A 24508-nucleotide genomic window follows, 5' to 3' on the forward strand; every position below is an offset into this window, starting at 1 on the left:
ATTGATATGAATGCAATATATCAATTTGAGTTAAAAACAATGGAATTACTTGATGTTGGCTCTAGTGCATCCTCAGATGAAGATTTAGAAGAATAGTATCAGTCACTTAGAATATTTACTTTTAAAAGCCATTCCTAAAATTGGATTAATTAAATACGGAAATGTGTTTTTTACCATACAGCTCCACGGACTATTGAAGGAACAATAATCTCTAATCTTGGAGAATTTGCTGCTCTTAGAACTGTTTTTGCAACAGTTACATCACTTAGTGATAAAGAGAATTTTGGCATTTTTTTGAAATGATGGATTATCAAAAAAGTTAGTTCTAACCATTATTGGACTCACAACAGTAATTCCAACACCAGAACCTTTAAGCTCATGTTTTAGACCTTCAGAAAAACCCAACATTGCAAACTTGGATGCACAATAAGATGCAATACCAGGCAAACCAATGCTTGCAGCGACAGATGCAACATTAACAATGTGCCCAGATTTTTTTTGAATCATTGATGGAAGAAAATTTTTGATGCAATAGATCATGCCAAAATAATTTGTTGCCATTTGTGATTCTATCTCATCAATTGTTAAATCAGAAACGGATCCATAGATAGCAAATCCAGCGTTATTTATCAAAATATCAACATGTCCAAATTTTTCTAAAACAAGTTTTGACATATTTTCTACTTGTAGTTTATCAGAAACATCACATTCACAAACTAGAGTAGAAATTTGATAAGTTTTTAGAGCATTATCAAGTTGTTCTAGTTTTTCTTTTCTTCTTGCAACTAGAATCAAATTAGAACCTTTTTTAGCAAATTGTACAGCGGTTTCTCTACCAATTCCAGATGAAGCGCCTGTAATTAGTACAACTTTATCTTTAAAGTCCATAAATCAAAAAATTCATCAAAAGATAAAGTGCTTTCGTTTATGTAAATATTGTATAAAGCGTTCTACAAATTTTCATTCTTTTTGATTTTGCTCAAGGCTAGTTTTACAAGTAAAAGCCATGTAACTAAAATAGGAACATAATATGTTGCAATTCTCCAACCAATTACTGCATCCCATGTAACTGTCCCTTGTGGAATAGTAAGATTGAACGGATCCAAGTTATTCAGATATGCAATAATGCCAAACTCAGCCAATCCAGAACCTCCTACTGTAATTGGCAAGTTTCCAATTGCGTTTGCACCCATTACTGCCATAATTGAATGGAAAGTATCAATAATGTATCCAGTTCCCATCGCAATTATCATAAAAGAGATTCCATAAAACGACCAAGACGCTAGGGAAAATAGAAAAGAGACAGTAAATACTTTTTTTGATTCTGATGTTCGAAGATTTTTTCTACTCATTGTACAAACTTCTTCCATCCATGAATTAGTTTGATCAATATACTTTACACCTTTTTCTTTACTAAATTTTTTTACTAACCTAACAAAGACTTTGGGAACTTGGAAAGTTCTCCTTGATGACAAAAAGAACAAAACCATCCATAATGAAGTAATTGTTATACTAATTCCCAAAATTAAAGCTCCTATAACATATGCCCCATTCATCAATGCAAATATACCAGCCATAATTGACAACAAGCCTCCTGCAAAAACTTCAGTAACAATATCCATTATTGCAATCCAAGTTGATTTGGAAGGTGCAACTCCTTTTTTATGTAAATAGTAAATTACAACAAATTCTGCACCTACAAACATCGGAGTGGTAAATTTGATAAATTCGCTTCCAACTCTAACACCGCATAACTTCCAAAATGAATCAAATTTTCCAAGATATTTTTGTGCAATGTATGCAAATTTTATTCCTTGAAGGCCTAGTTTAATTATCATAGAAACAACAGCTAAAACAAACGGGATAATTCCAATTGCCAATACATCTTCAAATTTTATATCAAATCTGATTGCAATTATTAAAATGGGAATGAGAGTAGCAGGAATGGCAATTATTCTCCAGTTCATCAATAATTTTTTTTACAGATTCAAATATGAAAGTTGACTAAATTTAGTAATACATTGATATCTACATCTAGGCGTGAATTGTGAATAAATCTAAGAAATTGGTAGTTTGTTAGCGTGTTTTAATTTCATCTTTAACTTCAGAAAATAATGAATCTAAAAGTTCATAATTTGAAAAGTTTTTTTCTTTTAATAATTTTATGACTAATTCTTTTAGTTGAGTCTCTTTTTCATCAACAGAATTAGGAATCACATATTTCATAAAATGTTTGATGTTATAGATCAGTCGGAATTTTACTTCATTAATGATTACCAATATGGCATTTTTTTAAAAAATGATATCTAAACTAGTTTGAAATATAAGCCTAGAAGAAAAATTTAGTTAGAATTGAAATCAATTTTTGTAACAGGAACAGCAGGGGCAGGAAAATCTCTTTTAACATCAAAACTTTACGAGTATTATACAAAGAATAGTGCGTTTGCAGCTGTATTGAATTTAGATCCTGGTGTTCAAAATTTACCTTACACATGTGATATTGATGTTAGAGATTATGTAAATGTGATAGACATAATGCAACAATATGATTTAGGTCCAAACGGTGCTGTAGTAATGGCAAATGACCTAATTGCTTCAAAGATTGATGAAATTCAGGAGCAAATTAACAAAGTCAATCCAGATTATCTAATTGTAGATACTCCAGGTCAAATTGAATTATTTGCATATCGTTCTAGTGGCAGATTTGTTGTTGAAAATATTTCATCTGAAGAAAAAACAAGCATATTTCTTTTTGATGGTGCACTAGTAACAACTCCTGTAAATTTTGTATCAATTGCACTTCTTGCAACTTCAATAAAATTACGATTAGGTTTACCAACAATCAATGTTATTACTAAAACAGATCTAATTGGTACTAAACTAAGAAATATCATAGATTGGTCTAGCAATATTAAATTATTAGAAAATGCTATTGCTGCAGAAACAGATGGTGAAACATACAGTCTAACTACAAACATTTTACGTGGTTTAAATCTAGGAGGTTTTGCTCAGGGATTAATCCCAGTTTCCAATGTTACTGGAAATGGATTAGTAAATTTAGAAGGAGCTCTAAGCAGAATTCTTAATTTGGGTGAGGAGGTAGAAGATTAGTTGGTATCAAGTATCACTGTCAGAGCACCATCATCTACTGCAAATTTAGGTCCAGGATTTGATGTGTTCGGGTTAGCAGTTGATGCGTTTTTTGATGAAATTACATTAACCAAAACAAAAAGCGCTGTTAGTATAATTACTGATGACAATATCCCAACAAATCCAGAAAACAATACAGCAGGGTTAGTTGTTAAAAATATGATTAAAAGATTCAAAATTAAAGACGGTATAGAAATTAAAATCAAAAAAGGAGTTCCTGCTGGATTTGGAATGGGTAGTAGTGCTGCTTCTGCTGCGGCAACCGTAATTGCATTTGATAAGATGTATGGATTGAAATTAGATGGAAATACACTTGTAGAATTTGCTGGAACTGGAGAAAAAGCAAGTGCAGGAACAATTCATTATGATAATGTAGCAGCATCAGTACTAGGAGGATTTGTAATAGTGAGAACAAATCCTCTAAATGTAATAAAAATTGAACCACCAATGAATATGAGGATGTGTATCGCAGTTCCAAAACTTGAAGTTCCAAAAAAGAAAACTAAAGTATCACGTGGTGTAATACCAAAAAAAGTTAGATTAATTGATAGTGTAACAAACTTGTCAAATGCTTCAGCAGTTGTCGCTGGATTTATGAAAAAAGATCCTAAATTGATAGGAAATTCCATAATAGATGTCATTGTAGAGCCTGCACGACAGCATATGATTCCAGGATTTGCTAAAGTTAAAGAAAATGCAATGAAGGCTGGTGCGTTTGGTGTAACTATTAGTGGTGCTGGACCTTCAGTAATTGCATTTTCAGATAGTTTAGGAGATCTAAAGAAAATTAGTTTGGCAATGTCTAAGGGATTTGCATCGGCAAATACTAAATGTCAAATCGTAATTTGTAAACCTAGTAAAGGTGCAACAGTAATTAAATAATTTTGGAAGAAAAATTATGAAAAAAGCAGTTATTGTATTCAGTGGTGGAATTGATTCAGTTTGTATGGTTAGTCATTTAAAATCAAAATATGATCTTTATGGAATTTCCTTTTCATATGGCCAAAAGGCCAATAGAGAAATTAATTCAGCAAAAGCTTTTGCAAAAAAACTTGGATTAAAACAACATAAAATTATCGATATTGGTTTTATGAAAGAACTGTATGGAGACTCTAATGTATTAACTAGTTCAAAGAGAAAAATCCCAAGTGCATTTGATTACTCTATTGTAGTTCCAATTAGAAATGCAGTGTTTTTATCAATTGCATCAGCATGGGCATATACTCTTAATGCGTCACTTGTAGCATACGGTGCACATACTGGTGATAAACATTATCCAGATTGCAGACCAATATTTACAAAAAAACTTGAATCTGCTTTTAATCTAGGTGAGATTGATGGTATTAATTCTGGATTAAGAAAAAACATCCAAATATGGTCTCCTTATCGTGAAGGAATTTCAAAAAGTGATTTGTTAAAGATTGGTTTTAAGATGCTGGATGATTCTATTTTCAAAACATGGAGTTGTTATTCAAATCAAAAATTTCATTGTGGGGTTTGTGAATCATGTAATAATAGAAAAACAGCATTTCAAAAAGCTGACATCATTGAAAGACAAAATATTTGAAATAAATTTAGTATTTATTTTCAAGAATCTTTCTTTTAAAAACAAAATTTCTAATTATCATATACCAAATAAAGAATATTCCTCCAACAATTCCCATAAAGACATAATTTTGGATTTCTGGGGTTAATCCCACTATGGAATTTGTTATTTCTCTTGAAACTAACATGGAAACTGCAATAACAATTCCAAATTCAATTGCATACCATGTCCAATTAGGCCATGATTCTTTTGGAATGTGGACGTTAGGATTAGCTCCCATGAACTGTTTGTAAAAGAGAGAGTATTTAATTTTTCAGGAAAGCTATAGTGATACGTCAGAGGAACGTCTTCTAATCATAGTCATAATACTCTCTTTCTCTTCTTTATTTTCATAAATTCCTCTATATGCAGAAGTGGTAAGCGTTGCATCATTTCTAACTCCTCGCATTTTCATACAAAGATGTTCTGCATCAGCTAGTACTACAACTCCCTTTACGCCTTGAACAAATAGCTCATCAGCTATATTCTTGGTTAATCGCTCTTGGATTTGTAATCTTTTAGAGTATTTTTCAACTAGTCGTACTAATTTTGAGATGCCAAAAACTCTGCCATTAGGAGAATAAGCAATGTGAATCTTTCCAAAGAAAGGCAACATGTGGTGTTCACACATCGAATAAAACTGAATATTACGTGCTACAACAACATCAGAGTCTTCAGAGAATTGAACTGATAATTCAGAATCAGACTCATAACCGCCAAATATCTCCTTGTACATATTTGCAATTCTTTCTGGGGTATCCTTAAGACCCTCACGTGTGGGATCCTCACCAATTTCAATGATTAATTCTCTAACGAGTTTTTTTACACGTTCTTGATCCATTTGATATATTCACAGATTTTTTCTAGTATTTGAACCTAGTCTGAATTCTAGGCTGGTGGTAATATTATGGAGCCCCAATAAATTTATGAAGTTGGGGCACAACTTTGACGTCAATATAATGTGGATAAACAATATCGTATAAATTTAACAATAAATCTAACGAAGGTTCTGCAATACCATATGTTGGTTGAATAATAAATCCATCAATATCTTTCTTTGAAATTATATTAAATATTTTATTTACTAAATCTTTAAAATCTTCTAATTTGGTTTTAGAGCTAACAACTATTTTGATATATGTGGTTTTTTTAGATCCAACCGATAGCTTAAGACATTTCATTGCATTATCAATTAATCGCTCATAATGTTTAAGATCTATAAAATCAGAGTCCTTAGTTTTAAATTCAATTTTAATAATATCAAAAAATGGCAATACATGATTAAATCTATCAGAATCAAAACATGAAGATTCTAGATAAGTTGGAATTTTTTTAGTTTGAATGTGTTTTGCAAGTTTAGCTACTGCTTCATGTTGAATCAATGGATCGCCACCAGTAAAATTTACTTTGTATGTTTGATTTTTAAGATTAGAATCAATCAGTGTACATGCTTCTTCAATTGAATATTCTTGTCCAGAATCAAGTGGAAGTGATTCTTTGGTATCACAATAAAAGCAAGTAAATGGGCAACCAGCTAATCTAACAAAAAGAGTTTTTGTTCCATAAAGAATTCCTTCTCCTTCAACTGAAGTAAATATCTCAAATAATCTAACTTTCAAGTAATTGTTGTATATTTTTTCATTATTTATTCAATGAGTTTTGATCAGTGCATTACAGGTTCTTTTGTATAGAATAAACCAGAAATGAAGAAAACTACACCTAAAATTCCAATCAAGCTTCCCACAAATTCTACTGTATTTTGCATATCACCTTGAAATGGAGCCATTAACCAAGCCATCAAAGCACCAACTACAATCATCGGAATTCCAACGCCAGCAGTAATTGCTTTAGAAGCCATGCTCAATTCTGTTTAGAAAATGTATATGAAGTTTATGTTAGAATACTATTGAAATTGATCTAATAGAGTTGCCAACGAACGTATTAATTCATTTGCTGAATCAAAATCACCTTGTGCTAATTGACGCTTAATTGTTTGAAGTGTTTTTTTAGCATTTTCTAGTTCAGACTTGGTTAATTTATCAGAATTTGATAATTTGAGTAATGTTTTTTCAACTTGCATAACTCTAGATTCTAGTCGATCATTTTTTGTTAATTCAAATTGTTCTTTAATTGATATAATTTTTTAATCTGGTTAATTATCTCGTGTGGATCGGTTGTTGAGGATAGACTTTCTCTAGCAGATTCAAGTTTTTGAATAATATTTTCAGATAAACCTTGATTTTTTGCATTTTCAATTAATCTATCAAGTTGCTCCAAATATTTTTGGGCATAATCTTTAGCACGAGATTGTTCTTGCTGAGATGCATATTCACGTATTTTATTATTAAGATCTATAGTAATTTGCTTGATTTGACCTATTGTTTGTAGCGCATCATCAAATTGTTTAGCCCTAATTTGCTTTTTTGCTATTACAAAGAGATCATCTAGGTCAGAGAAATCAATTGATGTGTTGTATTTTTTAGCAATTGTCTTAATGTTATCAGAATAATCTTGCAACCTAAGTAGGTCAGCAGATGGATCTTCTGTTGTAGCTTTAAGAGTTGCCATTTCTGTTTGAGGTGATTTATTGTTGGTTAATTGTTGAGATACCTCTTTGAATATTCTCATTGTAGAAAGGAAATATTTTTTTGCTGATTCTACATCATTATTTGCAAGAGATTCCTCTAATGCTTTCATTTGTTGAGTGCCCTCTCTGAAAAGTTGCTTTGCTTTATCTGACGAATCTTGATTTATTTGATTTTCAAGTTGGTTTTGGGCTTGTTTTGCAATTTTAAGAAGAATTGATGGATCAGTCTGGGCTTGAACAGTATGAGTCATACCTCCAAAAATCATACTAGATACTAAAATCAACAGGATGGGGAAGGTTACTTTTTTCAATTTTCTTCCTCCAAATCTTTTTTTAGTTTTACCAAATTTTGTAAATCTTTTTTATCAATTTCAATCACTCCTAATCTTTCCAATCTCTTTACAGCTCTCCACATAGTGGTTCTTGGTTGAAGGAATTTCTTTCTTAAATCACTTTCAAGTACTTGCCCTCCATTATCAAAAATAAATTTTACAATTTCTTTGTCATCTTCACGCATTTCTGGTCTAAAATCAAATATTGTTTTTACATCAACAGATTTTGCTTCAGTTTGAAGTTGAGAAATGGATTCGGTTTGGGGGATTTGTGGTAATGATTTTGATTGTTTTCTTTTTAATAAAAATATCATTCCAGCTATTGCAGCTATGATTGGACCACCAATAATGGCAGCATTAGAATAATTAAACGATGATTCATTTTGGATGGTTGGATTGTGAGTGATTTGGTTTACTGGTGTAAAGATATAGTTTATTTCAGTTAATCCAGCAGTAAGATCAAGTTTAGTTTTTTCATCTAGAATTTCCATATTGTTTGGTAAACCAGTCATACCAACTATAACTGAATTTTTTGGCATTAATAGTGTAAAATCAGATGGAGAATTAAATGAGAATGTCCAAACTCGTCCTTCTTTGGAAATTAAATCATGAATATCATAATCAATGGTAATACTGGATGAGCCAAATTTGTTAATTATTGCTTTGTTACCAACTATTTCTTCTGATAACAAAAATCCAGAATCACTTACTGCAACAAAATTATCTATAGATTGACCAAACAAATCAAGCTCAAAATCAGGTTCTAATGGATCCACATCTATTTTTGAAGATACATGTGTGGATCCATCAGAATAGATTGTTAGTTCAAGAGTTCGTGAAGAACTGAATGAGGTCTGAATTGGCATCACTACTATTGCAATAATTAACCCAGCAAGTATCAAAGGGGCTTTAACCATTGTTTCGAGGATACCATCAGTCCTTACAAAAAGCATTCCATCTTCTCGAATAGACTCTTCTCTAGAAATGGGCACGATTTCTGGGTTCATTGGTTAGTACCTCAAATTCATACTCTCAACTAATCCCTGGAATCGCTTAAATTCCTGGAAAAATTGAAGTCCCTTTTCAGTTATCAAAAAGACCCTATTTCTGTCATTTTTGACTGATTCGACTAAGCCTGCTTCTACCAGTTTCTCACATTTGTCTAGGACTGCATAGTGAGATAGGTTGGCTTTGCGAGAGATTGCAGATACAATGACTCCAGAACGACCGCCATCGGCAGTTACATCCAAGATGTCACCCATTATGCCCATTTCGGACCTGTATTGTTGTTTTAACATGTGTTAGTATAGAACTAATTGGTTAATGAGGAACATTTTGAAACTTTGTAGCGGAACACATAGCGGAACGGGTGTTTTGTTCCATGAAATGGGTGATTTTGACTAAAATTAATGATATTGATGAAAAATCTAAAAATTTCTCATTCCTGAAATTTTTACAAAAAAAATCTATTTTTCCAAAAAACAATTTTTGTTGATTTGTATTTGATTTTATCTTGATTTTTGATTTGATTTATTTGATTTTAATATATAAAGAACGCAATGTGAAACAGCAATTCTGTATATTTAACTAAAAAATAAGATAAAATTGCTTTTCCATTTATCAAAAAATCATTCAGTTAGTCATCTTAAGATTCATAATAACTTTTTATTCTCATTTTGAAAAGAGTACATAAAATGTTTGATAAATTCAAAAAAGAAGAGGGTGGAGAAATGACACAGGAGAGATCTCCTGATGAGCAAAACACTATGAAATCTAGAGATGTTTCACCTAATGAAACTGTAGGAGAGATTGGAATTGTAGAATTAATGGGTAAACGTGCAAAATTGGAGGAAGCAGTTGATTATGTGGGTTTAATGATAAAAAATCTTAAAGATAAAAGGACTGTTTTAGAGAAGGATATTGAAGAAGAATCCGTAGACATTAAAAATCTTAAAGAAAAGTTAGAAAAGGTAAGTCAGTATATTGAAGAGGAAAATAGAGGGATTAGAGAACTTGCTCAAAAAAGACAACAGGTTGAAAACGAGGCAGATGAGGTAGGGTCACTAATCAATAATTTAAGAGATAAGTTATCTGGGATTGATAGAATAATAGATAATGAAGGCTCAAAAGTTAAGCAGATTAAAGAATCTAGAGAATCTCTATAAAGTTAAACTAGAATTCTAGTAAAATTTACTTTTAGTTGAAATTCCTGTAGTAGCGGGAGTCGATGGAAATCTGTTTCCAACAGAACTTTCAGCTACTGCTGTTGCTTCTTGTAAAATCTTCTCAGATTCAGAATTTGTAGTTTCATCCATTCCAAATGTAGCATCACTTGAGAAACTATCAGTCATAAATCCACCTAACATTTGTGCCATTTGATTGATTTCTTGATCAGCATTTGGCATGAATTTTAGAAGTGATGATTTAAGATTTTTCATCAGGCCTATTGTAGGCATTATAGTAACTACTGTATCACCAAGATCATGATAAGTTGTTAGTCTTAATTCAATTTGTTCTAATGCTATTCTAGCATTACTCAAAATTTTTGTTGTTTTTCTTACCTCAACTAATTCTTTAGACAAAACTCTACTTGTATTCATATCATGTGATTGGGTTGCTTCAACTATTCTTTTGAAAAGTTTACTGTCTCTCTCATTTAATTTTGTAATCATTGAATCAAGTTTAGCGATTTGTGTTTGCAATTTTTTGATTCCATTTAGGATTTTAGGTTTTAGTGGACCTTTTGGTTTAATTGTATCATTAATTTTATCAGAAATTCCTGGTTTTTGTTGCTTATTCCATTTATTTTGTAAATTTGACAATAAGTTAGATTCTGTAAATTGTATTTCGTCTCAGGTGTAAATATTGCTTAACAAGAAATAAAATAAGACTAACTAGATGCCGTTCCTAAAGATTTAGGATTGGGATTCTTTGGGGATGGATTTTTTGGATGTGACTAGGAATCACAGAATTGTTATTTAGCGATTCTCCGCACAGTGGACATTTTACCATTATATGCTTGTGTGGAAAAAATAATTGTATTTAAATATTTTTTTAGGTCTGAAATCATTGAAAATAGCTGATTTTTGTATCCTTCAAATCTTTTTAAGCATGAATGAAGATGAATTTCTGAATTTATGGGTCAAAAAGTTGATTCCACTAGCAGATGTCAACGTTGTAACAGAGGAGCGATTTTAACAGATTCTAATACTGGAGAGATGTTTTGTTCCAAATGTGGCTTTGTTGCTACAGATAGGGTTGAACAAGAAGGACCAGAATGGAGGTCATTTTCTAAAGATGAGGGGGATAATAGGACTAGAACAGGCACACCAACTTCTTTAGCTATTCACGATATGGGTCTTGCAACTATAATCAACCCTATTAACAAAGATGCCACTGGAAAACCACTTTCAGCATCAATGAAAAGTACAATTGAAAGGCTAAGAACTTGGGATAATAGAAGTCAAGTTCATGAACCAGTTGACAGAAACTTTAGACAAGCGTTTAGTGAATTAGATAGATTGAAAACTAAACTCGCCCTATCTGATACGGTAATTGAAAAAACAGCATATATTTACAGAAAAGCCTTGGATAAGGGTTTAGTTAGAGGACGATCAATTCCTGGTCTTATCGCTGCATCTCTTTATGCTGCATGCAGAAATACTGAGACTCCTAGAACATTATCAGATGTTGCAAATAGCATCAATATCAAGAGAAAAGACATTGCAAGATGTTACAGATTATTATTAAGAGAATTGGATCTAAAAATGCCAGTTGTAAATCCTGTAAAATGTATTTCAAGAATTTCTAGTAATGCAGGGCTATCAGAGAAAACAAAAAGAAAAGCAATCGAAATTTTAGATCAAGCTGCTAAGATTGAACTTTCTGCAGGCAAAGATCCTATGGGGCTTGCTGCTGCTGCCTTGTATCTTTCATGTGTTAAAAATGGTGAGGATAAAACACAGAAAGATATTGCAGTTGCTGCTGGAGTTACGGAAGTAACTATCAGAAATAGATACAAAGGTTTGAAGGAAGCATTGGAGTTATAATTGAAATTTATTTTAATAATGAAATTAGTAAGTAATTAAAATGAATAAAAAATAATTATTATTTTAGCAGGATTGGTATTAGTTGTATTAGGATTATCTTTTAATCAAAATGATACTAAAAATAGCAATGTGGTTTTTCATGCTACTTTAGCTGATTCTAATTTATACAAAAATGGAATTTACTTAAATGAATTTGTGATCAATGATGGAAATTATATTTTTAAATTTGTTCCAAATGGAGATAGCCCTCAATTGCTTACTATTATTTTAAAAGGTGAGAATTATGATTTTTCAGAAAATTTTAAGCTCAAAGGAACAGTACATCAAACTGGAATATCAGAGTATTATACTTGGGATTATGAAGGTAGAAAAGAATTTTCAATTGTGAACCAACAAAAAATCGTCATTGAAATTAATCCAAATGGTAACGAAATGGGTTCGGTATCGGTCGATATTTTAAGAAATTAGAGGCGTTTACCCCTTTACTGCAGAACTTTGAGAGATTACCTCTCGTGGTCAGGACATTATTATTCCTGATAGCCTTTTTCGTTCTGCGGGGCAACGCAGTTTTAGTCGATAGGAATTATATCCTTCGGCATTAAATGTTATACTTACTTTAACTATTTAAGATTTAACATGAAATATTATAAGATTTAATACAGTTTTATGAAATAATTATATAATGAATTATCAGGTATAAAACTCAAAAATAGAAAGAATAGGATGATGTATGTTTGATAATTTATCGAAAAGAATTTTGACTTGAAATTTAATTTTTAAAATTCAGAATTATGAAAATAACACATTTGAAGTTTTTGAGAAATAATAAAAAATTTCAAATTGAGAATTTACTCTGAAGAGTCACAAAAATCGAAAACAGTTATCAATTGTTTAAAGAGCTATAAATTACGAAATTTATCCAAAAAGATATTGAAGTTATCTGGAAAAGTTGCAATTGTTACAGGTGGTAGTAGAGGTATTGGATTTGCAACTGCTAAAATTTTTGCAGAAAATGGTGCAAATGTAGTCATTACTGCAAAGGATTCTAAAAGATTAGAAAATGCGGTAAATGAGATTCCAAATTCAGTTGGGATAACAGCTGATATAAGAAATGAAAATGATGTTAAAAAAGTTGTAGAGCAGACTGTTAAAAAATTTGGTAAATTAGACATTTTGATAAATAATGCAGGAATATTCCCGAAAATAAAACAATTACATGAAATTGAAGAATTTGAATGGAATGAAGTTTTGGATGTAAATCTAACAGGGCAATTCAGATTTACTAAAGTAGCAATTCCTTATTTAAAAAAAACATCAGGTTCAATAGTAAATATCTCATCTGATGCAGGACTAAAAGCCTATCAAGGATTTAATGCAGATGCATATTCTGCATCAAAGGCTGGGATGATTATTCTAACAAAATGTTGGGCATTAGAATATGCAAAGGACAAAATTCGGGTAAATTGTATTTGTCCAGGTGTTGTTGATACAGATATGACAAAGCCATTTTTGAAAACTGAGAAAGATAGAGATTTTATGAATAATGAGCACCCATTAGGAAGAATTGGCCAGCCTGATGAGGTAGCTAAAGCAATTTTATATTTTGTATCAGATGACGCTGCCTGGACAACTGGAGCAATACTTACTGTAGATGGTGGAGAATCTATCAAGTAAATCCACATGGATTTAATACTGCTAAAAGAGTACTTAGGATGATGATGACAGATAGGAAGAAAAAGGCCAAGTTAATTATCCTATTAGGGGTAATTTGGGTAGTTATCACATTACCACTTCCATGGGTAGTAAATAATCCTCAAGTCTCAGCAACTCAATTCAATATCATACTTGCAATTATTGGAATAATGTCAATACCATTTATTGTTCTAGGGGTTGTCTGGACATTAAAACCAGAATTAACAACTTAGGTAATTACAGTTGAAGAATATTCCAATTTTAGATAAAATGCCAGAATTAGATTTGGCTATTGAAGCGGCATATGAAGCAGGAAAATCAATTTTAGAGATATATGAAAGTAAATATGAAACGTTCACAAAAAGTGATGATTCACCAATTACTGAAGCAGATTTAAAAAGTAATGAAATTATAAAGACAATTTTATCAAAAACTAATCATAAAATTTTATCTGAGGAAGATAAAGATGATCTTAAGAGACTTGCAGAAGAGACCATTTGGATAGTTGATCCTCTTGATGGTACTTCTGATTTTATTGACAAAACAGGAGAATTTACTGTGATGATTGCACTTGTTAAAAATAAAAAACCAATAATTGGGGTTATTGGATGGCCTACAGAAAAAATTATTTTTGCAGCACAGAAAGGATGTGGAGCTTTTAGATTTTCAAAAGGAAGATGGGAGGAAATAGCAGTAACTAAAGTATCAGATCTTTCAAAGTGTAAAGTAGTTGGATCGAGACATCATCTTTCAGAAAAAGAAAAAATGTTTATCAAAAAATTAGGAATTAGAGATTTTACAAGTATAGGTAGCTCATTAAAAGTAGGAAAAATAAGTTCTGGAGAAGCAGAAGCGTACATTACTACAACCAATAAAATGAAAGAATGGGACTCTGCGGCATCATATTGTTTGATTTCTGAAGCAGGTGGAAAAATGACTGATATGTCAGGGAATGATATCACATATAATAATAAAATAGTAAACCATCAAAATGGAATTTTAGTCACTAATGGATTAATACATGACGAAATTGTTAAAGAGTTTAAAAGATTAGATTAGGTTTCTCTTTTTTAGAAATTCTTTTACCTTTTTTGCACTATCTGTTAATGATTCATGCTCTGTATCAATTAGCAAATCAGGGTTTTGTGGAGCATCATACGGATCATCAATTCCTGTAAATCCTTTAATCTCACCTTTTCTTGCCTTGGCATACATTCCTTTGACATCTCTTTGTTCACATTTTTCAACTGAACATTTAACATAACATTCTGCAAATTGATCTCCTGAATTAATTATCTCTCTTGCATTATCTCTATTTTCCTTATATGGAGAAACAAGAGAAACTGCAGATGGAACACCATGTTTTAGTAATAATTTTGCCAGATGAGCTACTCTTTTGTTGTGTTCATCTCTTCCGGCTTTAGAAAAGTCCTTTGGTGAAAACCACTCTCTTAATTCATCTCCGTCAAGCATTGCTAGATTTGGAATATCTTTTTGAAGTTCTTTGACAATTGTAGTCTTACCTGAACATGGTAGGCCGGTCATCCACAAAACAAATGGTTTCATAATTTAAAATTTCTAAAATAGGTCTTAAAGAGTTTACGTTGGTATCATTTTGAATAAAAATCTTATTTTATTTCTAATTTTGCTTATTTTACAGGTAACCGAATTTGTTCTAAATAATTTATAATTTGATAAAACTAGGTAGAAATTTGATGATTAAAGATCTAAAGAATCTCTAAGTCCTTTGTATCTATTTCTGATAGTTACTTCAGTTACATTAGCTGCTTCTGCAATATCTCTTTGTGTTTTATCCTCACCGTTTTTAACACATGAAAGATACAAGGCAGCAGCAGCAAGCCCCATAGGATCTTTACCTGCAGAAACCTCATTTTCTTGTGCTTGTTTTAATACGTTAACTGCGTATCTTTTTGTTTTTTCAGCAATTCCAATTCTACTTGCAATTCTTGCAACACATTGAATTGAATCGGTAACTGGCATTTTTAGATCCAATTCTTTGATTAGTAATCTGTAACATCTTGCAATGTCTTTTCTCTTGATATTAGCTGCTTGTTCTACATCTTTTAGATTTCGTGGGGTTTCTGTGTCACGACAAGCTGCATAAAGTGCAGATGCCATTAAAGCAGATATTGATCGTCCTCTAACTAAACCCTTATCCAAGGCTTTTCTGTAAATGTATGCTGCTTTTTCAATAACAGCGTCAGAAATTGCTAATTTGTCTTTTAATCTATTTAATTCGCTAAACGCTTGTCTAAAGTTTCTGTCAACTGGTTCATGAACTTGACTTCTATTATCCCAAGTTCTTAGCCTTTCAATTGTACTTTTCATTGATGCTGAAAGTGGTTTTCCAGTGGCATCTTTGTTAATAGGGTTGATTATAGTTGCAAGACCCATATCGTGCATTGTTAATGATGTTGGTGCCCCTGCTCTTGCCCTATCTCCATGTTCATCTTGCGTAAATGACCTCCATTCTGGTCCAGACTCTTGTAATTTTTCACTCATTACAAATCCACATTTGGAACAAAACATCTCACCTGATTCATTATCAGTTACTAGTTTTCCTTGCGCACATCTCGGACACAGTTCTTTTGGGTTTTTGGCTTTACTTACCATTTACGATTCTAGGGTATTCAGATTTTTCGTATTTATGAATCATTAGTCAATTTTTACCTAAATAATGAGCCTATAAAAATACGTAATAGGAATATTACATTATTAATTTCTAGTAAAAATGATGAGATTCATTATAATGATACCCCTTTTTCTAATGGGGATTTTTGCGCTAGTACCATACGTCTATGGAGAGACAATAAATCAAAGCATGGAAGGTAGTATGGATATTCAAATAACACATCCAGATGAATCCATAATTGGGAGGACAATATCAATTTCCATATTAATAAAAAATAATGGATGGGAAGACAAAAAAGATATTTCATTTGTATTTACTAGTCAAGATAATGCATTAATTCCAGTTTCAAACAATAACATAACAATAGAAAAATTATCTCAAGGTGGATCATTTGGAGGAAATGTAGATTTTAAAATTTCATCAGATAGTAACCCTGGAATTCATTTTCTTAATCTAAAATATTCCCAAATTTTAGTAAGTAATAACAAAGAACCTCAGCAATCAACAGTTAGGGACATTGCGATTCCAATTATGCTGAAAAAAGAGCCTAGTGTAATAATTCATACCAACACGCCGGAAGCAGTTTTTTCAAATGCAGAATTTCCATTTATTGTTGAAATTATTTCTAAGGATGTAGAAATTAAAAATGTCAATATTGAGATAATCCCACCTAAAGATATTCAATTTCGAGGTGAAATATCTCATTCTTTTTCAACTATACAAAAAAATTCTCCGGTAACCATCATTTCAAGAATTATTACTCCAATTAAGGAGGTAAATTCAGAATATAAATTGCCGTTTGAAGTCATTGTCACATATACTGACGATATTGGAGAAGAGAGAAAAGAATCTCAGATTGTTTCTACGGTATTACGACCTAGAACATTTATGGAATTAACTACAGATGGTGGAATTTGGATAGGTGATTTTTTCATAGCTCCTTATGTAAGTCTTGGAACAATTATAGGAATTCCTGCAGGAGCAATTATTTCATTATTAATTAGAAAAAATCAAAAATCTACAAAAAGAAAATTAAAGAAAAAATGAGAATTAGGAATTGAGTTTTTCATTAATAATTTGAATATACTTTTGATTATAATCTGAGAATAATCGAATTTTATCTTGTGCTAGAGCCATGGCACCGGGTCTACTGTTAATTTGTTTATCTGCTATCAGTTGATTATCTAATAATTTTTTTAAATCATCTTTGGTTTGTGATTTAAGTTCATTTATTAAATTTTGAAACTCTTTTTCTAGTAAATTTTTAGTGTCTGGAATTGCAGGAGGAGCTGCTCCTATAATTTCTTGCACAGTAATTTTTCCAAATATTTTTTTATTTAATTCAATCAATTCTCAAAATTCCAATGATGTTTAGATAATATTACTATTATCAATAATCATGTTCACTGAAATCTGAACCTAATGGAATTGTTGCAATTACTGTATTTTTTGTTGTTTGAAATTTGATATTTTTATTTGGTAAAAATTGATTAAAAATTTCTTTTAAAAGTTGTTCAGTAAAAAATGACCAGTTCATACCTAATTCATGCTGAATAATAAAATGATGTAATTCTCCTTCAATTCTATGATCTGATTTCATTCCAGATGCTTTCATATAATCTTCTAAAGTTTCAATACATCTTTTCAAATCATACTTTCCTTTCATGAAAAGAACTGTATCTTTGATTAAAGGTAAAACGGCTTTAATAATTTCATTAATATCTTGTCCGTTCATTTCCATACCAAGAGAATTCAATATTCCTTTAGGAATTGGAATCATTCCAAGTTTATCACCAAAACGATCCCATGATACATATTTTTCAAGAATTTGTTTTACCAAAACGTTTTGAGATATATTTTTGTTCATTGCTTCTGTTTCTAATTCTTCTACGATTTTAGTAGGAAGTCGATAAGTAATACTACGTGTAGGATCTTTTTTTGAGGGAACGGTTTGTTTATGAGGTTTAGATTTCATTCTATTTAAGATCAATAATTAGAATATAGAATTGAATATTAAGTTGATGTAAAAAATTATTTTTTATTAAAAAAGAATTCATCTTTTTCTTCTAATTCATCAACATAAGTGTCCATATCTAATTTGAATTCTTCTTCATCAGCATACGCTCGTTCTGCATGCTCACTAATATCTAATCCAGCATCTTCTACTTCAGGCGATACCCTTACTCCTACTAAGAAATCTAAGACTTTCATAATGATCCAAGTTCCACAAAATCCAAGAGCTGCAGCAACTCCAACTCCAATTGCTTGAATTCCTAATTGTTCTGGATTTCCAAATAATAACCCGTTTGGTCCACCTGGATTAACTAATTTACTTGCAAATATTCCAATTGCAAGAGATCCTATTATTCCTGCAACACCGTGTACTGAACTAACATCTAATGCATCATCTATCTTTAATTTTTCTTTAAAGATTATAATTCCAGAGTAGGATGCAATACCAATTGCTATTCCAATAACAAAGGAATGTTCAACACTAACATATCCTGAAGCCGGAGTAATTCCAGCTAGACCTGCAATAGCACCGTTAACTGCAGCAACAACAGAAGGTTTCCCTGTTCTCATCCAGGACAATCCCACCCAAATTAATGCGGAGACTGAAGATGCCATATGGGTTACAATTACTGTGTTTCCAGCTAATGATCCAGATGCTAATGCACTACCTGCATTAAATCCAAACCAACCTAACCAGAGTAATGCTGAACCTGTTACTGCCAAGGGTATACTGTGTGGAATTTCAATTGCAGGACCAAAGAATCTTCTGCGACCAAGAACTATAGCTGCAGCAAGTGCACCCATTCCAACACTAGTGTGAATAACTATACCGCCAGCAAAATCAACTACGCCTAGTTCTGCTAACCAACCACCTCCCCATACCCAATGGACTAGAGGATAGTAGATCAGAATAGACCAAGAAGCTATGAATATGATAAAAGAGCTAAATTTCATTCGTTCTGCAATAGTGCCAGTAAGAAGTAATGGTGTAATTGCCGCAAACATTAATTGGAATTTTACAAATAATACTCCAGGAATTGTTGGTGCATAATCAAGTGCTTCATCCCATGGGACACCTTTTAGAAATACCCAATCCATATTTCCAATTAATCCGCCTGATTCATCAGGACCAAATGCTAAACTAAATCCAAAAACAAACCACATTACACTAAGTAAAGCTAATCCAAAGAAAATTTGCATAAATACAGAAACAGCATTTTTCTTTCTCAATAAACCAGATTCAAAAAGACCGAGTGCCGGTATCATCAAAAGTACTAAACTTCCTGCTACTAGCATCCATGCTGTATCACCACTATCTATTGGCACATTATTTTTGAAACTCTAAAACTAATTAATAATAACGAAATTAGATAACCATTTGATTATCATGTGATAATCAAAATCTGAAACTATTATTTGTGAAATGCTTTCAAGGTTATCAAATGTTAAGAATTGAAGCAATGCTTGGGAATAATGATGTAATGGCAATTAGTGAGGCTCTAAGAAAAATAGAGATTGGTGGTTTAACAGTTGGTAAAGTACGAGGAAGGGGAAAACGACCACCTGCAGAAATTCATGCTGCAAAAGGAAGTGCCATATTTCAACCACAATTCAGTGAAAAATATGTAATAGTAGTAATAATTCCAGAAAGTAAAGAAGAAGAAGTAATTAACATTATTAAAACAAAAGGAACTGTAGGAAAGATCTTTGTTTCACCAATATTACGTGCTATTGATATTGGAACTGGTCAAGAAGGGGAAGAAACAATCTAATTAAATTTCTCTAAAATTATTTCCATAAATAATTGTTGAATGTTTTAATTGTTTTTCAACAGTTGGAAGATATCCCATTATACAGTGATTTACAAAGTCACTAAATGATTTTATCCTATAATCAGTTTGTAATTTTTCTTGGTTATGTTCGTATACTTTTACTAGTTTCATTAATGTAAATTTTTGAAGAGGAACTAATCTACTTCGTTTGATTACCGGTTTAGTGACTAATGGTGTTATTTCTGATTCAACGTCTTGTTCTGCACTTAGTGTTTCCATATCCACAACTTCTTCCATTTCTGAAATGAAAATTTTGCCTCCATGATTTGCAGTATAACCAGATTTTTTTGAAATCAAATTAATTACTTTTCTAGCATCTTTTTCTGAAACAACTAATTCTATTTTTGATAAAGGAATTGATTTAATTCCGGTGGAGCCTACTTTCACAGAAGTTTGCTTATCAAAAATTTTACTATCTTCTAGATTTCGTTTATCCATTATTGAGTAACCCATGCTACTTAATTCTGCTATAATGATAGGATATGTAGAACGCTTAATTATTGCCTCAATTTTTTTCATAAAAAAAATTTAAATTTTCGTTATTTATTAGTCTAGCTTATTATCATAGTTGATAAAATTTATTCCAAAGAAAATCTAACGAAAAATGGGTTTTATTTTTAATTATCATGTTTTTGAGTGCATTGCAATCAAAGGTTTTATTTTTTATAAATTTGTAGAGTAGTAACATGAGAGAGAAAATGAAAATTTCCAATAATTTTATAAATAAATTAGAAAATAAGAAAAGAAAATTTGGAGAGGCAGCATGACGTATTGTATTGGAGTATGTAGAAAGTACAAGGCATCAAAACCGGTACAGATTGGGAGGTACGCTGCAGGGCAAAAAAGATGTAATCATTGTGAAGTATTTCTGGATTATGAGGGAATATCATGTCCTTGTTGTAATAGACAACTAAGATGTCTACCACGAAGTAGAAAAGGTAAAGAAAAGTATCTAGAGCAAATAATTAGATAATAAGCATTAAGTGAGAAATGAAGCCAAAAAACGATTAATTTGTCTAAATAATAAAACATTATAAGAAATCAATCCTAGTAGAGATATGGCAATTCCAACTGATGTTCAGGAATATGTTGAAAAAAATATCAAATTAATGATTTCTCAAACTGAAACATACCTTCCTTTTATCAAAGTGGCATTTCCTTATTCAAAAAATATAGCTGATGGGGTTTACAACCTAATTGTAGGTAGCGCATTATCTGTTTTTGTAAATCAATATGCAATGAGAATGAAATATCCTACAGCGGAAGATTTTGCAGACTTTGGAAAAATAGCTTTCAAATACAGAGATCAAGTAGATCAATTTTTCAAATAATTAATTTATCATAATTTTATTACTAGAAGTTGTTTTTGGAATAATAATTTCTAATCGTCCTTTTTCAAATTTTGCAGTGATTTTTTTACTATCAATTTTTCCTGGAAGTGAAATAGATTTTTTAAAATATTCAAATTCTGCTTTCCTGCCAAATTTTTCTTCAAAATATGTTTCTTTTAACTTAGCTTCTACACTTATAGAATTTTCATCAGATGTAATTTTAATGTCCTTTTTATTGACCAATGGAAGATCAAACTCAAGCAACCAATATGTCCCATATTCTATTAAACATGAAAGAGGAGAAAGAGTTTGATGTTCAACATCGTCTGTAAACAATGAACTTATTGATGACGGGATGATTCTTATTTCAAATTCTTTTTGTTTGTTTTCAGTCATATAATCAATGATAAATCTGTGGGACTCGAGGTTTATTTTCTATTTTTTGTTGTTGTAAAGTACGAATTGTTTCATCCATTAGATTTCTACGCTGAATCCTTAGATATTCCATTTTCTTTTGTATGTCAGTTGTATCTATCTTAATATTCAAAATTTGAGCTAAAGTAATAATTGAAACAATAGATGCTTCCGGATCAGGGAAAAATGGATGACATTCAGCATATAAAATTAATGCTGGAATTTTTGATTTTCTAAAAACTGATATTATTGCTGCATCTGTTCCAAAAATTGAGCCTGCTAAAAATTTAGAGATTTGATTTGTGTATAATGTTTCTTCTAAAGATTGATGAGTAACTAATCCATAGATTTTAGGCATTTTGGAATCTTTGTTTATTGTTTCCATGCCACTTACAATGATTATTTTTTTAATCATGTTTGTTTTACAATATTCTAAGGTTAATCCGGCAAAATCATATGCCAAATAAGGATCAAATGGTAGATCAGATATTATGGCAAAGATATTATTTCTTTTATAAATTCTAATTGGAGCTAAAATTTCTCCATCTTCAACAAATAATGTGGGGGGTAGATCAGGATGATCTAACTCTCCAATTTGTTTCATATCTAAAGCGTGTATTAAATAAGAAATTGAAAAAGTGCCAATTAGACCATTACTTGGGAATCCAACAATTAAGATACTTTCTTGTGATGTTTTTTTATTAACTTTCATAATTAGAATATAGGTAAACCAATTTTTCTAATACTGTTTTTTGATCTATGTTTTGCTCGTTTAGATAAGTTTCGTAGCAATTTTTCACTGAGATCTTCTAAAACTTCACTTAGATCAAAACCTACTGAGTTATAGATCAAAGGGGTATGATGTGGAGTTATGATCATTATAGTTACTTCATATTTTCCTTCTTTTTTATTTCCAGATCTTTGTTGTTTTATTGAAACTCTAGCTTCATGTATTTCTGTATAGACTTGTTGTAATCTTTTGAGAGTTTTACTAAATTTTGAACTTATCAAATTTACATTTTGTTGATCATCTGGCATACCAACTATGTATAATGGAATCGGAGTTTCTAATTTTGATGCAAGTAAACCAAGAATATCTCTGAAAGTGATAATACCTTGAAGAGTACCTTGAAGATTAACTAGACAACATGTTGTATCTGCTTTAAGCATAGAATTGATAATTTTATTTAAATCATCATTAGCAGAACATTGTGGAATTCTTGTGCTACCAATATTTCCAATCTTAAATTCTAATGCATGTGTTGTATTTGAGCCCATAGATTTTCGTCCTTGTTTTTCTGAAGGTATGATAGATTGTAAGATATGATATGATGTAATGACTTGTTTGATTTTATCCTGATTTAGTACTGGTAAATGATCAATTCGTTTAGTAGTCATGATTCGTCTTGCATTGCTGATAGTTTCATCAGAAGGTACGGTTATTGGATTTTGAGTATAAATTAGACTAGCTTTAATCCATTTGTTATCAATTGAAGATAGTAATTTAATTATTCTTTGTGCGGTGACTACACCAATTATTTTATTTTTATCAACTACGGGAACTTCCCTAATTCTGTAATGAGTGATAATGTTTGCAACTTTTTGAACAGAATCGTTTTGTGTCACATGTGGAATTGGGTAAAGAAATGATTCTACTTTCATAGTATTGATATTTTTGGCGTCGAGTAATGCTCTAATGTTTGTAGAAAGTATTTTTTTATCTTTTATATAAAAAACATCATAAGAATTATTTTTAGTAATTTTGTTAATTACATGTGAAAGAGTATCAGTTGGTTCTATAATAGTTGCCTTAGAAATTAGAGATTTAATTTTGGTAGATTGAATATCTTTCATATGTCCATGTATTGTATCAGTAATCATTTTGCTATACTTGTTTTAGTATCTCCCTATTTTAAATTATAAGAGACCACTAGATTTTCATGATTGATTTTCATTGATGATATTTGAGTTGACATATTTAACTAATTAAATTCATTTTCTGTTAATGTTGCTAAAAAATACTGATCTTAACAAAATCATAATTAAAAAAACTGTTACTATTAGTCCAAATACTAGCATATTGGATGCCAGACAAGTTTTACTTAGACATAACTTAAAACGACTTGTTGTAATAGATTCTAAAAAACATCCAGTTGGAATAATTACAGAAAAAGATGTAGCAAAAACCATCTATGCGCTTGGAGACAAATCAATCAATACAGTTAAGGTCTCTGGTTTTATGTCAAAAAAATTAATCACAATAAAGAAAACGGATTCAATTTATGATTGTGCTAAACTGATGAAAAAAAATCATATTAGTTCTATCATAGTATTAGGAAACAATGGTGTTTTAGAAGGTATAATCACCAAGACAGATCTTGCATCTATTTTTTTAACACATGCAGTATCTCCTCTAAAAGTTTCAAAAATTATGACTAGAAATGTTATCACAGCAATGCCAGGTGACTCGTTATTATATGTAGAAAGCTTGTTAATTCATAATAGAATTGCAAGGATTGTTATTCAGCGAAATAGAATACCTGTAGGAATTATCACATTTAGAGATTTTGTTCCAGCGAAACTACCTTTTTGGATATCTCAGTCAGCTGATCCAAAAGAGGTTGAAAATTATAAAATGAAAAGTAATGTTGATGAATTTCGAGTAAATCAAATGAATCATCTTCTTCATTTCAAAGCAGTGGATATAATGTCATCAAACCCAGTAACAATTGAAGCTGATGAAGATGTTGGAGTGGCGGTACTACTGATGATAAGAAATGGAATTAGTGGGTTACCTGTTGTTAAAAAATCAAAGCTGGTAGGAATTATCACCAAAACAGATATTGTAAATGCTATTGCAAGTGCTTAGA

35 protein-coding genes are annotated in these 24508 nt (G+C 31.1%); 14 read left to right on the forward strand and 21 right to left on the reverse strand.

From position 1 onward, the window contains the following. Positions 1-261: 261 nt before the first annotated feature. The 3 genes from BG20_RS05065 to BG20_RS12160 all read right to left on the reverse strand — a co-directional run bounded on the left by BG20_RS05065 (position 262) and on the right by BG20_RS12160 (position 2280). A complete protein-coding gene (locus BG20_RS05065; RefSeq protein ID WP_010191777.1) occupies positions 262-888 on the reverse strand; it encodes an SDR family NAD(P)-dependent oxidoreductase in 627 nt (208 codons plus the stop codon). 62 nt (positions 889-950) lie between these two features. Beyond that, the gene (locus BG20_RS05070; protein ID WP_010191778.1) at positions 951-1967 is read right to left on the reverse strand and encodes a lysylphosphatidylglycerol synthase transmembrane domain-containing protein; all 1017 of its coding nucleotides are present in this window, start codon (positions 1965-1967) and stop codon (positions 951-953) included. A 109-nt stretch (positions 1968-2076) separates the two neighbouring features. Beyond that, positions 2077-2280: a hypothetical protein gene (locus BG20_RS12160; protein ID WP_133936244.1), complete on the reverse strand. Its 204-nt coding sequence runs from the start codon at positions 2278-2280 to the stop codon at positions 2077-2079. Between the two features lie 72 nt (positions 2281-2352). Here BG20_RS12160 and BG20_RS05075 point away from each other — a divergent pair, with 72 nt between their 5' ends. The 3 genes from BG20_RS05075 to BG20_RS05085 are packed head-to-tail and all read left to right on the forward strand — an operon-like array spanning position 2353 to position 4717. Next, positions 2353-3111: an ATP/GTP-binding protein gene (locus tag BG20_RS05075; protein WP_010191780.1), complete on the forward strand. Its 759-nt coding sequence runs from the start codon at positions 2353-2355 to the stop codon at positions 3109-3111. After that, positions 3112-4032, forward strand: coding sequence for a homoserine kinase (locus tag BG20_RS05080; RefSeq protein ID WP_010191782.1), 921 nt, complete (start codon positions 3112-3114; stop codon positions 4030-4032). 16 nt (positions 4033-4048) lie between these two features. Further along, positions 4049-4717, forward strand: a complete 669-nt coding sequence (locus BG20_RS05085; RefSeq protein ID WP_010191784.1) for a 7-cyano-7-deazaguanine synthase — start codon at positions 4049-4051, stop codon at positions 4715-4717. Positions 4718-4724: 7 nt separating this feature from the next. Here the strand turns inward: BG20_RS05085 and BG20_RS05090 are convergent, their stop codons facing one another. The 8 genes from BG20_RS05090 to BG20_RS05120 all read right to left on the reverse strand — a co-directional run bounded on the left by BG20_RS05090 (position 4725) and on the right by BG20_RS05120 (position 8925). After that, entirely contained in the window at positions 4725-4976 is a 252-nt protein-coding gene (locus tag BG20_RS05090) for a hypothetical protein (protein ID WP_007402695.1), read from the reverse strand. 42 nt (positions 4977-5018) lie between these two features. Continuing rightward, complete coding sequence (gene folE, locus BG20_RS05095) at positions 5019-5576, reverse strand: GTP cyclohydrolase I FolE (protein ID WP_007402694.1); 558 nt, start codon at positions 5574-5576, stop codon at positions 5019-5021. Positions 5577-5640: 64 nt separating this feature from the next. Beyond that, the gene (locus BG20_RS05100; RefSeq protein WP_010191787.1) at positions 5641-6354 is read right to left on the reverse strand and encodes a 7-carboxy-7-deazaguanine synthase QueE; all 714 of its coding nucleotides are present in this window, start codon (positions 6352-6354) and stop codon (positions 5641-5643) included. Between the two features lie 44 nt (positions 6355-6398). After that, entirely contained in the window at positions 6399-6593 is a 195-nt protein-coding gene (locus BG20_RS05105) for a hypothetical protein (RefSeq protein ID WP_010191790.1), read from the reverse strand. A 45-nt stretch (positions 6594-6638) separates the two neighbouring features. Continuing rightward, complete coding sequence (locus BG20_RS13210; protein ID WP_238527520.1) at positions 6639-6815, reverse strand: hypothetical protein; 177 nt, start codon at positions 6813-6815, stop codon at positions 6639-6641. 29 nt (positions 6816-6844) lie between these two features. Further along, positions 6845-7633 (reverse strand): hypothetical protein, encoded by a 789-nt coding sequence (locus BG20_RS05110; protein ID WP_238527521.1) that lies wholly within the window; start codon positions 7631-7633, stop codon positions 6845-6847. After that, entirely contained in the window at positions 7630-8661 is a 1032-nt protein-coding gene (locus BG20_RS05115; RefSeq protein WP_010191794.1) for a helix-turn-helix transcriptional regulator, read from the reverse strand. Before BG20_RS05115 ends, BG20_RS05110 begins: the two co-directional genes overlap by 4 nt. 3 nt (positions 8662-8664) lie before the next feature. Next, a complete protein-coding gene (locus BG20_RS05120; protein WP_007551729.1) occupies positions 8665-8925 on the reverse strand; it encodes a winged helix-turn-helix domain-containing protein in 261 nt (86 codons plus the stop codon). A gap of 423 nt (positions 8926-9348) precedes the next feature. On the opposite strand from BG20_RS05120, the gene BG20_RS05125 reads away from it, so the two are divergent. After that, the gene (locus tag BG20_RS05125; protein WP_010191797.1) at positions 9349-9819 is read left to right on the forward strand and encodes an SDR family oxidoreductase; all 471 of its coding nucleotides are present in this window, start codon (positions 9349-9351) and stop codon (positions 9817-9819) included. Positions 9820-9834: 15 nt separating this feature from the next. Here the strand turns inward: BG20_RS05125 and BG20_RS05130 are convergent, their stop codons facing one another. Beyond that, positions 9835-10476 carry a Snf7 family protein gene (locus BG20_RS05130; protein ID WP_010191799.1) on the reverse strand — a complete coding sequence of 214 codons (642 nt, stop codon included), beginning with the start codon at positions 10474-10476 and terminating at the stop codon, positions 9835-9837. A 315-nt stretch (positions 10477-10791) separates the two neighbouring features. On the opposite strand from BG20_RS05130, the gene BG20_RS05135 reads away from it, so the two are divergent. The 5 genes from BG20_RS05135 to BG20_RS05155 all read left to right on the forward strand — a co-directional run bounded on the left by BG20_RS05135 (position 10792) and on the right by BG20_RS05155 (position 14454). Further along, complete coding sequence (locus tag BG20_RS05135; RefSeq protein WP_010191801.1) at positions 10792-11703, forward strand: transcription initiation factor IIB; 912 nt, start codon at positions 10792-10794, stop codon at positions 11701-11703. Positions 11704-11775: 72 nt separating this feature from the next. Continuing rightward, on the forward strand, positions 11776-12171 hold the full coding sequence (locus BG20_RS05140) for a hypothetical protein (protein WP_010191803.1): 396 nt from the start codon (positions 11776-11778) through the stop codon (positions 12169-12171). A 462-nt stretch (positions 12172-12633) separates the two neighbouring features. After that, positions 12634-13377: an SDR family NAD(P)-dependent oxidoreductase gene (locus tag BG20_RS05145; protein ID WP_048097081.1), complete on the forward strand. Its 744-nt coding sequence runs from the start codon at positions 12634-12636 to the stop codon at positions 13375-13377. Between the two features lie 44 nt (positions 13378-13421). Next, the gene (locus BG20_RS05150) at positions 13422-13628 is read left to right on the forward strand and encodes a hypothetical protein (protein WP_048097085.1); all 207 of its coding nucleotides are present in this window, start codon (positions 13422-13424) and stop codon (positions 13626-13628) included. Positions 13629-13638: 10 nt separating this feature from the next. After that, positions 13639-14454, forward strand: a complete 816-nt coding sequence (locus BG20_RS05155) for a 3'(2'),5'-bisphosphate nucleotidase CysQ family protein (protein ID WP_048097082.1) — start codon at positions 13639-13641, stop codon at positions 14452-14454. On the opposite strand, the gene cysC is transcribed toward BG20_RS05155, so the two are convergent. Together cysC and BG20_RS05165 are read right to left on the reverse strand one after the other, a co-directional pair. Continuing rightward, positions 14446-14961, reverse strand: coding sequence for an adenylyl-sulfate kinase (gene cysC / locus BG20_RS05160; RefSeq protein ID WP_007402681.1), 516 nt, complete (start codon positions 14959-14961; stop codon positions 14446-14448). The genes BG20_RS05155 and cysC overlap by 9 nt on opposite strands. A 153-nt stretch (positions 14962-15114) precedes the next feature. Further along, the gene (locus BG20_RS05165; protein ID WP_007402680.1) at positions 15115-16029 is read right to left on the reverse strand and encodes a transcription initiation factor IIB; all 915 of its coding nucleotides are present in this window, start codon (positions 16027-16029) and stop codon (positions 15115-15117) included. Between the two features lie 136 nt (positions 16030-16165). On the opposite strand from BG20_RS05165, the gene BG20_RS05170 reads away from it, so the two are divergent. Further along, on the forward strand, positions 16166-17095 hold the full coding sequence (locus BG20_RS05170; RefSeq protein ID WP_010191814.1) for a COG1361 family protein: 930 nt from the start codon (positions 16166-16168) through the stop codon (positions 17093-17095). 3 nt (positions 17096-17098) lie between these two features. On the opposite strand, the gene BG20_RS05175 is transcribed toward BG20_RS05170, so the two are convergent. The 3 genes from BG20_RS05175 to BG20_RS05185 are packed head-to-tail and all read right to left on the reverse strand — an operon-like array spanning position 17099 to position 19387. Next, entirely contained in the window at positions 17099-17398 is a 300-nt protein-coding gene (locus BG20_RS05175) for a hypothetical protein (protein WP_010191816.1), read from the reverse strand. A gap of 40 nt (positions 17399-17438) precedes the next feature. Further along, positions 17439-18023, reverse strand: coding sequence for a hypothetical protein (locus tag BG20_RS05180; RefSeq protein ID WP_010191818.1), 585 nt, complete (start codon positions 18021-18023; stop codon positions 17439-17441). Positions 18024-18079: 56 nt separating this feature from the next. Further along, the gene (locus BG20_RS05185; RefSeq protein WP_007402676.1) at positions 18080-19387 is read right to left on the reverse strand and encodes an ammonium transporter; all 1308 of its coding nucleotides are present in this window, start codon (positions 19385-19387) and stop codon (positions 18080-18082) included. A gap of 116 nt (positions 19388-19503) precedes the next feature. Here BG20_RS05185 and BG20_RS05190 point away from each other — a divergent pair, with 116 nt between their 5' ends. Further along, positions 19504-19833 carry a P-II family nitrogen regulator gene (locus BG20_RS05190; protein WP_007402675.1) on the forward strand — a complete coding sequence of 110 codons (330 nt, stop codon included), beginning with the start codon at positions 19504-19506 and terminating at the stop codon, positions 19831-19833. On the opposite strand, the gene BG20_RS05195 is transcribed toward BG20_RS05190, so the two are convergent. Then, entirely contained in the window at positions 19834-20412 is a 579-nt protein-coding gene (locus BG20_RS05195; RefSeq protein WP_010191822.1) for a P-II family nitrogen regulator, read from the reverse strand. A 244-nt stretch (positions 20413-20656) separates the two neighbouring features. On the opposite strand from BG20_RS05195, the gene BG20_RS05200 reads away from it, so the two are divergent. Continuing rightward, positions 20657-20866 (forward strand): hypothetical protein, encoded by a 210-nt coding sequence (locus BG20_RS05200; RefSeq protein WP_007402673.1) that lies wholly within the window; start codon positions 20657-20659, stop codon positions 20864-20866. An 85-nt stretch (positions 20867-20951) separates the two neighbouring features. Next, a complete protein-coding gene (locus BG20_RS05205; protein ID WP_007402672.1) occupies positions 20952-21224 on the forward strand; it encodes a hypothetical protein in 273 nt (90 codons plus the stop codon). Here the strand turns inward: BG20_RS05205 and BG20_RS05210 are convergent, their stop codons facing one another. From BG20_RS05210 to BG20_RS05220, 3 genes are read right to left on the reverse strand one after another with little or no spacing between them, the layout of a single operon-like run. After that, positions 21225-21620 carry an Hsp20/alpha crystallin family protein gene (locus BG20_RS05210; RefSeq protein WP_010191825.1) on the reverse strand — a complete coding sequence of 132 codons (396 nt, stop codon included), beginning with the start codon at positions 21618-21620 and terminating at the stop codon, positions 21225-21227. Positions 21621-21624: 4 nt separating this feature from the next. Then, positions 21625-22350 (reverse strand): proteasome assembly chaperone family protein, encoded by a 726-nt coding sequence (locus BG20_RS05215; protein ID WP_010191827.1) that lies wholly within the window; start codon positions 22348-22350, stop codon positions 21625-21627. A 2-nt stretch (positions 22351-22352) separates the two neighbouring features. Further along, complete coding sequence (locus tag BG20_RS05220; protein WP_010191829.1) at positions 22353-23519, reverse strand: CBS domain-containing protein; 1167 nt, start codon at positions 23517-23519, stop codon at positions 22353-22355. Between the two features lie 124 nt (positions 23520-23643). Between BG20_RS05220 and BG20_RS05225 the strand changes: the two genes are divergently transcribed. Continuing rightward, positions 23644-24507, forward strand: a complete 864-nt coding sequence (locus tag BG20_RS05225) for a CBS domain-containing protein (RefSeq protein WP_010191831.1) — start codon at positions 23644-23646, stop codon at positions 24505-24507. Position 24508 lies beyond the last annotated feature (1 nt).

Origin of the sequence: Candidatus Nitrosarchaeum limnium BG20 (genome assembly GCF_000241145.1) — an archaeon.
In the GTDB taxonomy this organism is placed as follows: domain Archaea; phylum Thermoproteota; class Nitrososphaeria; order Nitrososphaerales; family Nitrosopumilaceae; genus Nitrosarchaeum; species Nitrosarchaeum limnae.

Excerpts from the sequence above, each read along its gene's own strand:
- BG20_RS05065 (WP_010191777.1), bottom strand. The coding sequence starts at position 888 with ATGGACTTTAAAGATAAAGTTGTACTAATTACAGGCGCTTCATCTGGA.
- BG20_RS05070 (WP_010191778.1), bottom strand. The coding sequence starts at position 1,967 with ATGAACTGGAGAATAATTGCCATTCCTGCTACTCTCATTCCCATTTTA.
- BG20_RS05085 (WP_010191784.1), top strand. The coding sequence starts at position 4,049 with ATGAAAAAAGCAGTTATTGTATTCAGTGGTGGAATTGATTCAGTTTGT.
- BG20_RS05090 (WP_007402695.1), bottom strand. The coding sequence starts at position 4,976 with ATGGGAGCTAATCCTAACGTCCACATTCCAAAAGAATCATGGCCTAAT.
- folE (WP_007402694.1), bottom strand. The coding sequence starts at position 5,576 with ATGGATCAAGAACGTGTAAAAAAACTCGTTAGAGAATTAATCATTGAA.
- BG20_RS05105 (WP_010191790.1), bottom strand. The coding sequence starts at position 6,593 with ATGGCTTCTAAAGCAATTACTGCTGGCGTTGGAATTCCGATGATTGTA.
- BG20_RS13210 (WP_238527520.1), bottom strand. The coding sequence starts at position 6,815 with ATGCAAGTTGAAAAAACATTACTCAAATTATCAAATTCTGATAAATTA.
- BG20_RS05115 (WP_010191794.1), bottom strand. The coding sequence starts at position 8,661 with ATGAACCCAGAAATCGTGCCCATTTCTAGAGAAGAGTCTATTCGAGAA.
- BG20_RS05120 (WP_007551729.1), bottom strand. The coding sequence starts at position 8,925 with ATGGGCATAATGGGTGACATCTTGGATGTAACTGCCGATGGCGGTCGT.
- BG20_RS05125 (WP_010191797.1), top strand. The coding sequence starts at position 9,349 with ATGTTTGATAAATTCAAAAAAGAAGAGGGTGGAGAAATGACACAGGAG.
- BG20_RS05135 (WP_010191801.1), top strand. The coding sequence starts at position 10,792 with ATGGGTCAAAAAGTTGATTCCACTAGCAGATGTCAACGTTGTAACAGA.
- BG20_RS05150 (WP_048097085.1), top strand. The coding sequence starts at position 13,422 with ATGACAGATAGGAAGAAAAAGGCCAAGTTAATTATCCTATTAGGGGTA.
- cysC (WP_007402681.1), bottom strand. The coding sequence starts at position 14,961 with ATGAAACCATTTGTTTTGTGGATGACCGGCCTACCATGTTCAGGTAAG.
- BG20_RS05165 (WP_007402680.1), bottom strand. The coding sequence starts at position 16,029 with ATGGTAAGTAAAGCCAAAAACCCAAAAGAACTGTGTCCGAGATGTGCG.
- BG20_RS05170 (WP_010191814.1), top strand. The coding sequence starts at position 16,166 with ATGATACCCCTTTTTCTAATGGGGATTTTTGCGCTAGTACCATACGTC.
- BG20_RS05180 (WP_010191818.1), bottom strand. The coding sequence starts at position 18,023 with ATGAAATCTAAACCTCATAAACAAACCGTTCCCTCAAAAAAAGATCCT.
- BG20_RS05190 (WP_007402675.1), top strand. The coding sequence starts at position 19,504 with ATGTTAAGAATTGAAGCAATGCTTGGGAATAATGATGTAATGGCAATT.
- BG20_RS05195 (WP_010191822.1), bottom strand. The coding sequence starts at position 20,412 with ATGAAAAAAATTGAGGCAATAATTAAGCGTTCTACATATCCTATCATT.
- BG20_RS05200 (WP_007402673.1), top strand. The coding sequence starts at position 20,657 with ATGACGTATTGTATTGGAGTATGTAGAAAGTACAAGGCATCAAAACCG.
- BG20_RS05205 (WP_007402672.1), top strand. The coding sequence starts at position 20,952 with ATGGCAATTCCAACTGATGTTCAGGAATATGTTGAAAAAAATATCAAA.
- BG20_RS05210 (WP_010191825.1), bottom strand. The coding sequence starts at position 21,620 with ATGACTGAAAACAAACAAAAAGAATTTGAAATAAGAATCATCCCGTCA.
- BG20_RS05215 (WP_010191827.1), bottom strand. The coding sequence starts at position 22,350 with ATGAAAGTTAATAAAAAAACATCACAAGAAAGTATCTTAATTGTTGGA.
- BG20_RS05220 (WP_010191829.1), bottom strand. The coding sequence starts at position 23,519 with ATGATTACTGATACAATACATGGACATATGAAAGATATTCAATCTACC.
- BG20_RS05225 (WP_010191831.1), top strand. The coding sequence starts at position 23,644 with ATGTTGCTAAAAAATACTGATCTTAACAAAATCATAATTAAAAAAACT.